This window comes from Methylobacterium sp. CCH5-D2 (assembly GCF_001556475.1).
Taxonomy (GTDB): Bacteria; Pseudomonadota; Alphaproteobacteria; order Rhizobiales; family Beijerinckiaceae; genus Methylobacterium; species Methylobacterium hispanicum.
Window position 1 is genome coordinate 1 of the sequence record NZ_LSIX01000079.1, and the last position, 10,360, is coordinate 10,360.

The 10,360-nt window shown below is 74.5% G+C and carries 8 protein-coding genes; 6 read left to right on the plus strand and 2 right to left on the minus strand.

The window, feature by feature from the left end; genetic code table 11:
• From AX737_RS01745 to AX737_RS01755, 3 genes are all read left to right on the plus strand, one after another.
• The coding region (locus AX737_RS01745) for a copper-translocating P-type ATPase (protein ID WP_066918505.1) at positions 1 to 2,079 on the plus strand (2,079 nt) is incomplete at its 5' end.
• Positions 2,076 to 2,543 carry a Cu(I)-responsive transcriptional regulator gene (gene cueR, locus AX737_RS01750; protein WP_066918507.1) on the plus strand — a complete coding sequence of 156 codons (468 nt, stop codon included), beginning with the start codon at positions 2,076 to 2,078 and terminating at the stop codon, positions 2,541 to 2,543. The genes AX737_RS01745 and cueR, both read left to right, overlap by 4 nt.
• A 37-nt stretch (positions 2,544 to 2,580) precedes the next feature.
• A complete protein-coding gene (locus AX737_RS01755) occupies positions 2,581 to 3,498 on the plus strand; it encodes a VOC family protein (RefSeq protein WP_066918509.1) in 918 nt (305 codons plus the stop codon).
• A 16-nt stretch (positions 3,499 to 3,514) separates the two neighbouring features.
• Here the strand turns inward: AX737_RS01755 and AX737_RS01760 are convergent, their stop codons facing one another.
• Positions 3,515 to 3,982 (minus strand): Lrp/AsnC family transcriptional regulator, encoded by a 468-nt coding sequence (locus AX737_RS01760; RefSeq protein ID WP_066918511.1) that lies wholly within the window; start codon positions 3,980 to 3,982, stop codon positions 3,515 to 3,517.
• Positions 3,983 to 4,110: 128 nt separating this feature from the next.
• Here AX737_RS01760 and AX737_RS01765 point away from each other — a divergent pair, with 128 nt between their 5' ends.
• Both AX737_RS01765 and AX737_RS01770 read left to right on the plus strand, forming a co-directional pair.
• Positions 4,111 to 6,486 carry a transketolase gene (locus AX737_RS01765; protein WP_066918513.1) on the plus strand — a complete coding sequence of 792 codons (2,376 nt, stop codon included), beginning with the start codon at positions 4,111 to 4,113 and terminating at the stop codon, positions 6,484 to 6,486.
• 150 nt (positions 6,487 to 6,636) lie between these two features.
• Complete coding sequence (locus AX737_RS01770; protein ID WP_066918515.1) at positions 6,637 to 7,809, plus strand: M20 aminoacylase family protein; 1,173 nt, start codon at positions 6,637 to 6,639, stop codon at positions 7,807 to 7,809.
• A 52-nt stretch (positions 7,810 to 7,861) separates the two neighbouring features.
• On the opposite strand, the gene AX737_RS01775 is transcribed toward AX737_RS01770, so the two are convergent.
• Complete coding sequence (locus AX737_RS01775) at positions 7,862 to 9,283, minus strand: leucyl aminopeptidase family protein (RefSeq protein WP_082772820.1); 1,422 nt, start codon at positions 9,281 to 9,283, stop codon at positions 7,862 to 7,864.
• A 125-nt stretch (positions 9,284 to 9,408) separates the two neighbouring features.
• Here AX737_RS01775 and AX737_RS01780 point away from each other — a divergent pair, with 125 nt between their 5' ends.
• Positions 9,409 to 10,242, plus strand: a complete 834-nt coding sequence (locus tag AX737_RS01780; RefSeq protein WP_066918517.1) for a tetratricopeptide repeat protein — start codon at positions 9,409 to 9,411, stop codon at positions 10,240 to 10,242.
• The last annotated feature ends 118 nt before the right edge of the window (positions 10,243 to 10,360 follow it).

Below are 10,360 nucleotides of genomic sequence, written 5' to 3' on the forward strand. Positions count from 1 at the left end.
GAGCCCCTGGACGCGCAGGCCCCGCCCGCCCCGGACGAGGCCCGGGCCCGGGAGGCGCGGGCGTTGCGCCGCGACGTCCTGGCCGCCGCGCTGCTCGCCCTGCCGGTGGTGGTGCTCGACATGGGGGGCCACCTCGCCCCGGGCTTCCACCACGCGGTGGCGAGCCTTCTCGGGGCCGACGGCGCCGCCTGGCTCCAGGCCGGGCTCGCGACGCTGGTGCTCGCCGGCCCCGGACGGCGCTTCTTCGCGCAAGGGCTGCCCGGTTTGCTGCGCGGGCACCCGGACATGAACGCCCTCGTGGCGCTGGGCTCGGGCGCGGCCTACCTCTACTCGCTGGCCGCGACCGTCGCGCCGGACCTGCTGCCCACGGGCAGCCGGCATCTCTACTTCGAGGCGAGCGTCCTCATCGTCACCCTGATCCTGCTCGGGCGCAGCCTGGAGGCGCGGGCGCGCGGCCGCACCGGCGAGGCCATCGCCCGGCTTCTGGACCTCGCCCCGACGACCGCCCGCGTGGTGCGGGACGGCGCGGAGGCGCAGGTCGGGCTCGCCGAGCTGAAGGTCGGCGACGTGGTGCGGGTCCGCCCCGGCGAGCGCGTCGCGGCGGACGGCGTCGTGGTGGCGGGCGAGAGCTTCGTGGACGAGAGCATGGTGACCGGCGAGCCGGCACCGGTGCGCAAGGCGCCGGGCGCGGCGACCGTCGGCGGCACGCTCAACCAGGGCGGCAGCCTCGACCTGCGGGTCGGCTCGGTCGGCGCCGACACGGTGCTCGCCCAGATCGCCCGCATGGTCGAGCGGGCGCAAGGGGCCAAGCTCCCGATCCAGGCCCTGGTCGACCGGGTGACCGGGCGCTTCGTGCCGGCCGTGATCGTGGCCGCGCTCGCGACCTTCGCGGCCTGGCTCGTCCTGGCGCCCGCGCCCGCCCTCGGACCGGCCCTCGTCCACGCCATCGCGGTGCTGATCATCGCCTGCCCCTGCGCCATGGGGCTCGCCACGCCCACCTCGATCATGGTCGGCACCGGCCGCGCGGCGCGGCGCGGCATCCTGTTCCGCGACGGCACGGCGCTGCAGCGCTTGGCGGGCGTGCGCGTCGTCGCCCTGGACAAGACCGGCACCCTGACCGAGGGGCATCCGCGCCTCACCGACCTCGTCGCCGCGCCGGGCCGCGACGCGGCCGAGACCCTGAGCCTCGCCGCCGGGCTGGAGAGCCGCTCCGAGCACCCGGTCGCCGCCGCGATCGTGGCGGAGGCGCGGGCGCGCGGCCTCGCGATCCCCGAGCCTGAGGGCTTCGAGGCGGAGGCCGGGCACGGCGTGCGCGGCCGGGTCGGGGGCCGGGCGGTCGCGGTCGGCGCCCGGCGCTGGCTCGACCGGCTCGGCATCGCGGCCGATCCGGAGCTGGCGGCGCGGGCCGACGCGCTCTCGGCCCAGGGGCGCAGCCCGCTGCACGTGGCGCTCGACGGGCGCCACGTCGCGGTGCTCGCGGTCTCCGACCCGCTCAAGGCCGGCGCCCGCGCGGCGGTGGCGGCGCTGCGCGCGGGCGGCCTCACGATCGCGATGCTGACGGGCGACGACCGGCGCGCCGCCGAGGCGGTGGCCCGGGACCTCGGCATCGACGCGGTCTCGGCGGAGATGCTGCCGGCCGGCAAGGTCGAGGCGCTTCGGGCGTTGCGGGCCGCGAACGGCCCCGCCGCCTTCGTGGGCGACGGCATCAACGACGCGTCGGCGCTCGCCGAGGCCGATGTCGGGCTCGCCATCGGCACCGGCACCGACATCGCGGTCGAGAGCGCGGACGTGGTGCTGATGGCGGGCGATCCCGGCGCGCTCGTGGAGGCGCTGTCCCTGTCGCGGGCCGTGATGCGCAACATCGGCCAGAACCTGTTCTGGGCCTTCGCCTACAACGTCGCGCTGATCCCGGTTGCGGCTGGCGCGCTCGCGATCGTCGGCGGCCCGAGCCTGTCGCCGGTTCTCGCCGCGGGCGCGATGGCGCTGTCCAGCACCTTCGTCCTCGGCAACGCGCTGCGCCTGCGCCGGGCGGGCGGACGCGCCGTCCCGGCGGGGAACCCCGCAAGGAGCCTCGCATGAGCGAGCAGCGCGTCACCATCGGCGAGGCGGCCCGTCTCACCGGCGTCTCGGCCAAGATGATCCGCTGGTACGAGGAGACCGGCCTGCTGGCCCCCGCCGCCCGCCTGGAATCCGGCTATCGCACCTACGGCGAGGCCGACATCCACACCCTGCGCTTCGTGCGGCGCGCCCGCGACCTCGGCTTCAGCGTGGAGGCCATCGCGGACCTCCTCGCCCTCTGGCGCGACCGCGGCCGCCCGAGCGCCGGCGTGAAGGCGATCGCTCTCGAGCAGATCGCCGTCCTGCGGCAGCGGATCACCGAGCTCGAAGGCATGGCCCGCACCCTGGAACACCTCGCGGCAACCTGCTGCGGCGACGCGCGGCCGGATTGCCCGATCCTCGACGACCTCGCCGCGGACGAGCCCCCGCCACCGCCCGTCCCACGGCGCCGGCGGGGCCTGGGCCGGGGCGTCCCGCGCGCGTGAGAGCCCTATATCGCCCCCGTGCGGAGGAGGGCGGGCGATGGCGCAGGACCGGCAGGACCCACCGCTCGTCCGCGGCATCGTCGCGGTGAGCCGCACGGTGGCGGATCTCGGGCGGACAGAGGCCTTCTACCGCGACGCGCTCGGCTTCGCGGCGATCGCACCGCCCGAGCCGGCCCCGGAGCCGATCCTCGCGGCTTTGGGGCTCGCCGGCACCGCCACGCGGCGGCTGCGGATGCGCCTCGGGCGCCAGAGGCTCGCCTTCCTGGCCTTCGACCCGGCCGGAGCGCCCTATCCGCCCGGGGCAGGCGCGAACGACCCGGTCTTCCAGCACGTCGCGATCCCGGTGCGCGCCATGGAGCCGGCCGCCGCGCGTCTCATCGCCCACCATCCGGCACCGATCGGCACGGACGGCCCGCAGGCGCTGCCCGCATCCTCCGGCGGCGTCACCGCCTTCAAGGTCCGCGATCCGGACGGCCACCCGGTCGAGCTGATCCACTTCCCCGGCGGCGCGCCGGCCGCGCGCTGGCGGGACGCGCCCGGGCTCTTCCTCGGCATCGACCACTCGGCGCTCGCCGTGACCGATCTCGACCGGGCGCTCGCAATCTTCCGCGACGCCCTCGGCTTCCGCGTCGTCCAGCGCGGGCTCAACCGCGGCGAGGCGCAGGCCCGGCTCGACGGTCTCCTCGACCCGGAGGTCGACGTGCTCGCCCTGGAGCCGGCGGGCTCCGGAACGCCCCATCTCGAACTGCTGCACTACCGCCGCCCGGCCGCATCCGGCCCGACGCCCTACGGTCCCCGCGACCGCGCCTCCGGCCGCCTCGTCCTCGCGGTCCGCGATCTCGACGCGGCGGCGGACGCGCTGGCCGGGGCGGGCTGCCCGGTGCGCCGGGCCGCGGGCGTCGCCTACGCGGAGGGGCCGGACGGCCATGGCTTGCTGCTGGTGCCGGCGGCGTAACGGTCCCGGGCCACGCTCACACCGGAAGGGCGTTCGTGTACTTCACCTGGCCCAGCGCGAAGCTCGACTCGATCGAGCCGACGCCGTCGAGGCGCGTGAGCTTGTCCTTCAGGAAGCGCTCGTAGGCGGCGAGATCCGGCACCACCACCCGCACGAGATAGTCGTGCCGCCCGGTCATCAGGTAGCACTCGACCACCTCCGGCCAGCGCGCCACCGCCTCGGCGAAGCGGTCGAGTTCCTCCTCGCGCTGGCGCTCCAGCTTCACCGAGGCGAACACGCTGATCGGCAGCCCGACCTTGGCCTGATCGACCAGCGCCACGTAGCCCCTGAGGATGCCGGCCTCCTCCAGCATCCGGATCCGGCGGAGCGCCGGGGAGGACGAGAGGCCGACGCGCCCCGCGAGATCCTGGATCGTGATGCGGCCGTCGCGCTGCAGCTCGGCCAGGATCTTCCGGTCGATCGCGTCGATCCGCCGTTCCGGCATGAAAGCACTCCTTCTCCGCCCTCGATTGGCAGATCCCGCCGAAATCTCGCGCGCGCACAGCGCATTTGGCAATTCCTGCTGGCGGTCCGGTGCCAGATTTCCTGCGCACCCGACGAGGCTGAAGCCCGATGACCGACCCGCGCCAGACAGACCCGCGCCTGCCCTACCTCGCCGAGCTGGAGCGCAAGGCGCTGTGGCTCTCGACCTGGATGATCCACAACGCCAACCACCTGCGCCCGAACCGCGACGGCATGAAGGTCGGCGGCCATCAGGCCTCCTCGGCCTCGCTGGCGACGATCATGACGGCGCTCTACTTCGGCGTGCTCCGCCCAGAGGACCGGGTGGCGGTGAAGCCCCATGCCGGCCCGGTCTTCCACGCGCTCCAGTACCTCGCCGGTCGCCAGACCCGGGAGAAGCTGGAGAATTTTCGCGGTTTTGGTGGCGTTCAATCGTATCCCTCGCGGACCAAGGACACCGACGACGTCGATTTCTCGACGGGCTCGGTCGGCCTCGGCGTGGCCCAGACGCTGTTCGGCAGCCTCGTGCGCGACTACGTCCGCGCCCACGGCTGGGGCCTCGACCGGCCGGAGGGCCGCATGGTGGCGCTCTTGGGCGACGCCGAGATGGACGAGGGCAACATCTTCGAGGCCCTGATGGAGGGCTGGAAGCACGGGTTGCGCAAGACCTGGTGGATCATCGACTACAACCGCCAGAGCCTCGACGCGGTGATCCGCGAGGGCCTCTACAGCCGCTTCGAGGAGATCTTTCGGTCCTTCGGCTGGGACGTAGTGGTTCTCAAATACGGGAGCCTGATGGACGCGGCCTTCGCGGAAGCGGGCGGTGAACGGCTGCGGGCCTGGATCGACACGGCGCCGAACCAGCTCTACGCGGCGCTGACCTTCCAGGGCGGGGCGGCCTGGCGGCGGCGGCTCACCCAGGATCTGGCCGACGATGCCGATGGCCTCGCGCTCCTCGACCGGCGCAGCGACGACCAGCTCGCCGAACTCATGGGCAATCTCGGCGGGCACGACCTCGTCAACCTGCTGAAGGCCTTCGAGGGTGCCGACAACGACCGCCCGACCGTGTTCATCGCCTACACGGTGAAGGGCTACGGCCTGCCGCTCGCCGGCCACAAGGACAACCATTCGGGCCTGCTCACCCCCGCCCAGACCGAGCTGTTCCGCGAGAGCCGGGGCGTGCCGGCGGGCCAGGAATGGGAGCCCTTCGCGGGGACTCGGTTGGCCGAAGCGGAGCTGCGCCGCTTCATCGACCGGGCGCCCTTCTTCCGCGAGGGCCCGCGCCTGCGCGACGCCGCACGGCTCCCCGTGCCGCAGGGTTTCCCTTGCCCGCGCCAGCCGACGCTCTCGACGCAAGCGGGCTTCGGCATGATCCTGAACGATCTCGCCCGTTCGGACGCGCCGATCACGGAACGCATCGTCACCACCTCGCCGGACGTCACCGTCTCGACCAATCTCGGCGGCTGGGTGAACCGGCGCGGCCTCTTCGCCCGCGAGGAATTGCGCGACCTGTTCCGGGCCGAGCGCATCCCCTCGACCTTCACCTGGGATTTCTCGGCACAAGGCCAGCACATCGAACTCGGCATCGCCGAGATGAACCTGTTCCTGCTGCTCTCCGGGCTCGGGCTCTCGCATCGCCTCTTCGGCGAGCGGCTGATCCCGATCGGCACGCTCTACGACCCCTTCATCGCCCGCGGCTTGGACGCCCTGAACTACGCCTGCTACCAAGATGCCCGCTTCATCATCGCGGCCACGCCCTCCGGCGTGACCCTGGCGCCGGAGGGCGGCGCCCACCAGTCGATCGGCACGCCGCTGATCGGCCTGTCGCAGCCGGGACTCGCCAGCTACGAGCCGGCCTTCGTCGACGAGCTGTCGGCGATCCTGGCCCACGCCCTCGACTACGTGCAGCGCGACGGCAAGGCCGGCGGCTCGGTCTACCTGCGCCTCTCAACCCGCGGCCTGGAGCAGCCCAACCGCGCGCTCTCGGCGGATCTGTCGGACGCGATCGTCGCGGGCGCCTACTGGCTGCGCGAGCCGGGGCCGAACTGCGAGGTCGTGGTCGCCTATACGGGCGCGGTGGCGCCCGAGGCGATCGAGGCGGTCGGCCGCATGGCCGAGGACCGGCGCGACGTCGGGCTGCTGGCCGTAACCTCGGCCGACCGTCTGCACGCCGGCTGGAGCGCAGCCCAGGGCGCGCGCGAGCGCGGCGAGCGGGGGGCCGAGAGCCACGTCGAGGCCCTGCTCGGGCGCCTGCCGCGCCATTGCGGCCTCGTCACGGTGATCGACGGGCACCCGGCAACGCTGGGCTGGCTCGGCTCCGTGCACGGCCACCGCACCCGGGCGCTCGGCGTGGCGCAGTTCGGCCAGACCGGCACGGTGGCGGACCTCTACCGCCATTTCGGCATCGACGCCCGCGGCATCATCGCGGCGGCGCAGGGGCTGGCTCCCGAGCGGCCGATCCGGCAGTTGAGTCTGGTTGCGGGCTGAGCGCGCCGCGTCCTCCCTCCCCCCTCGGCGGGGGAGGGAGGACGCGGCGGCTCTGCCGCCTTCCCGGCCCCGCTCCCGGTTGACGCCCCGGTTGGCCCCCTGTTTGCTGGATCCGACCCGCCCGCAGCGCAAGCGGCCCCGAGCGCATCCATGCCCGCCCTAGACCGCATCCAGGCCTTCTCCGACGCCATCACCGCGTGGCGGCACGACCTGCACGCCCATCCCGAGCTGCTCTACGACGTGGAGCGCACGGCCGGCTTCGTGGCGGACAAGCTCAGGGCCTTTGGCTGCGACGCGGTCGTCACCGGCATCGGCCGCACCGGCGTCGTCGGGGTGATCCAGGGCCGGGGCGGGCGCTCGGACCGGGCGATCGGCCTGCGCGCCGACATGGACGCCCTGCCGATCCACGAGGTGCGCGACCTCGCCTACCGCTCCACCGTGCCGGGCCGGATGCACGCCTGCGGGCATGACGGGCACACCGCGATGCTGCTCGGCGCCGCCCGCTACCTCGCCGAGACCCGCGATTTCGACGGGCGGGCGGTCCTGATCTTCCAGCCCGCCGAGGAGGGCGGGGGCGGCGGCGAGGCGATGGTCGAGGACGGGCTGATGGAGCGCTTCGGCATCGCGGCGGTCTACGGCATGCACAACATCCCGGGGCTGGCGCTCGGCCGCTTCGCGATCCGACCCGGCCCGATCATGGCCTCGACCGACCGCTTCACCGCGACGATCGAGGGAAGGGGCGGGCATGCCGCGCTCCCGCACGCGGCCGTCGACAGCGTGGTGGTGGCGAGCCACGTGGTGCTGGCGCTCCAATCGATCGTCGCCCGCAACGTCGATCCGCTGCAATCGGCCGTGGTCTCGGTCTGCGCGCTCGAAGCCGGCGAGGCCTTCAACGTCCTGCCGCAGAGCGTGACCCTGCGCGGCACCGTGCGGGCGCTGTCCTCCGAGGTGCGGGCGCTGATCAAGGACCGCATCGTCGCCCTGACCGAGGGCGTCGCCGGCGCGTTCGGGGCCGCGGGCAGCGTCGATTTCGGGTCGAGCTATCCCGTCACCGAGAACGACCCGGCGGAAGCCGCCTTCGTGGCCGACGTCGCCGCCGAGCTCGTCGGCGAGGACCGGGTCGCGCGCGACGTCGCCCCGATGATGGCGGCGGAGGATTTTTCGTACATGCTGGAGCGGCGGCCGGGCGCCTACCTGTTCCTCGGCAACGGCGACAGCGCGCCCCTCCACCACCCGCACTACGATTTCAACGACGCGGCGGCGCCCCTCGGGGCCTCGCTCTGGGCCCGGCTGGTGGAGACGGGGTTGCCGCTGGGGCGCTGAACCGCGCGCGGCTCTCCCTCCCCGACAGAGGGGGGGAGGGAGACGACGTGCCCTACGCCCCGGGGTAGCGCCCCTTCAGCAGGGCGTAGACCAGCCGCGCGGTCTGGACCTCGCCGCCCTCCGGCCGACCCGGCTTGGTCGAGGGGTTCCAGCCGTAGAGGTCGAGATGGGCGTGCGCCCGCGCGCGAGGGGCGAAGCGGCGCAGGAAGAGCGCCGCGGTGATCGCCCCCGCGAAGGGGCCGCCCGAGACGTTGTTGAGGTCGGCCACCTTCGAGTCGAGCAGGCTCGCGTAGGGCGGGTGCAGCGGCAGGCGCCAGACCGGGTCGATCGCCGCGCGCCCCGCCGCCGCGATCGCGTCGGCGAGCGCGTCGTCCTCGGTGAAAAGGGCCGGCAGGTCGGGGCCCAGTGCGACGCGGGCGGCGCCCGTCAGCGTCGCGAAGTCGATGAGGAGGTCGGGCTCCTCCGCGTCGGCGAGCGCCAGGGCGTCGGCGAGGATCAGCCGCCCCTCCGCGTCGGTGTTGCCGATCTCGACGGTGAGCCCCGCACGGCTGCGCAGCACGTCGCCCGGCCGGAAGGCCTCGCCCGAGACCGCGTTCTCGACCGCCGGCACGATGAGGCGCAGCCGCACGGGGAGCCCTGAGCCCATCACCATGTCGGCGGCGGCGATGGCGGCCGCCGCGCCCCCCATGTCCTTCTTCATCAGCAGCATCGCGGCCGAGGGCTTGATGTCGAGGCCGCCGGTGTCGAAGGCGACCCCCTTGCCGACGAGCGTGACGCGCGGCGCCGTCTCGGAGCCCCAGGTCAGGTCGATCAGCCTGGGCGCGCGAGGCGAGCCGGCTCCGACCGCGTGGACCAGCGGGAACTCCCGGGCGAGGTCCGCACCCGCGGTGACGCCGACCCGCGCTCCGTGCCGCTCGGCCAGCGCCCGCACCGCGGCCTCGATCTCGACGGGGCCGAGGTCGTTGGCCGGCGTGTTGACGAGGTCGCGCCCGCGCGAGACCGCCGCGGCGATGCGGCCGATCTCGTCGGCATCGACGTCCTCGGGCGCCGCGAGGCGCGGCGTCTCGGTCCCGCCGGACCGGTAGCGGCGGAAGCCGTAGGATCCCATCAGCCAAGCGAGCGCCGCCTCGTGCGGGGCGGAGGCGCCCTCCAACCTGTAGGTACCGGGCGGGAGAAGTCCGGGCAGCTTGCCGGCGAGCAGCCGGTCCTGGGCCGGCGCCTCCGGGTCGCCGAGGCCGAACAGGACGCGGCCGAGGCCACCCTCGGCATCGGGCAGCAGGGCGAGGCGTCCCGCCTTCGGAGCGAAGCCCGTGGCTGCCGCGAAGGCCCGCTGCGCCGGCTCCAGCCCGGCCTCGACCGCGGCCCAGTCCGCGGCGGAGACGAGGGTCACCGGAACGCCCGGGGTGCCGGCCGGCAGAAGGCCGGGCACGATGTCGTGCGTGAGGTCTCGCGAAAGGTCCTGCGTCTCGCCCATGCGCTCGATCGTCCCTGCAGCCCTCGGAGGCGGCGCCGCTTAACCGCCGGTTAGGGTTAACGCTCTACTCCGGGCCGGCGGGGCCGTGAAGTTCTTGGCGCCCCTCGGCGTTTCCGGAGCGGACCATGAACACGGCCCTGCGCCTCTCGGCAGCTGCGCTCGTCGCGCTCGCGCTCGGCGCCTGCCAGACTCGCGCGCCCGAGACGACCGGTTCGATCGGTCGGGCCGCCGCGCGCGCGCCCCTCGAGCGCGCCGAGGTCGAGGCGCTGGGCGCCCGCTACCGCGAGAACCCGAACGATCTCGGCGGCGCGATGCGCTACGCCCAGGCCCTGCGCGCCACCGACCAGCGGACCCAGGCCGCCGCGGTGCTGCAGCAGGCGGCCCTGCGCAACCCACGCAACCAGGCCGTGCTCGGCGCCTACGGCAAGGTGCTGGTCGAGGTCGGGCGCTTCCAGGAGGCGCAGGAGGTCCTGCAGAACGCCCACACGCCCTCCCAGCCGGACTGGCGCATCCTCTCGGCGCAGGGCAGCGCCGCCGACCAGCTCGGCGACCACGCCCGCGCCCAGGGCTTCTACGAGGCGGCGCTGAAGATCCGCCCGGAGGAGCCCTCGATCCTATCCAATCTCGGCCTGTCCTACGCGCTGGCCCGCCGGCTCGATCAGGCCGAGACGGTCTCGCGCCGGGCCGCCGCGAACCCTGCGGCCGACGCGCGGGTGCGGGCGAACCTCGCCCTGGTTCTCGGCCTCAAGGGCCGCTTCCCCGAGGCCGAGGCGCTGCTGCGCCAGGACTTGCCCCCCGCTGAGGCCGAGGCCAGCCTCGCCTCGCTGCGGGGGCTCGTCGCCCAGCCGAACCGCTGGAAGGCGATCGAGGCCGCCGACCGCGCGGCCGCCAAGCCGGCCGCCAAGCCGGCTGCGACGTCGGCCGCCGCGCTCGCGGCCGCCGTCGACCCGCGGGGGTAGCTCCCGACAGCGCCCGCGCGTGGTAGGTAGCGCCATGCGCGCCGCCCTCCCGCTCCTCCTCTGCCTCGCCGGTCCGGCGCTCGCCGAGCCGGCCCCCGCAAAGAGGTCCCCGCCGGTG

Coding starts and splice junctions, on each gene's coding strand:
- cueR (WP_066918507.1), top strand. CDS start 2,076: ATGAGCGAGCAGCGCGTCACCATCGGCGAGGCGGCCCGTCTCACCGGC.
- AX737_RS01755 (WP_066918509.1), top strand. CDS start 2,581: ATGGCGCAGGACCGGCAGGACCCACCGCTCGTCCGCGGCATCGTCGCG.
- AX737_RS01760 (WP_066918511.1), bottom strand. CDS start 3,982: ATGCCGGAACGGCGGATCGACGCGATCGACCGGAAGATCCTGGCCGAG.
- AX737_RS01765 (WP_066918513.1), top strand. CDS start 4,111: ATGACCGACCCGCGCCAGACAGACCCGCGCCTGCCCTACCTCGCCGAG.
- AX737_RS01770 (WP_066918515.1), top strand. CDS start 6,637: ATGCCCGCCCTAGACCGCATCCAGGCCTTCTCCGACGCCATCACCGCG.
- AX737_RS01775 (WP_082772820.1), bottom strand. CDS start 9,283: ATGGGCGAGACGCAGGACCTTTCGCGAGACCTCACGCACGACATCGTG.
- AX737_RS01780 (WP_066918517.1), top strand. CDS start 9,409: ATGAACACGGCCCTGCGCCTCTCGGCAGCTGCGCTCGTCGCGCTCGCG.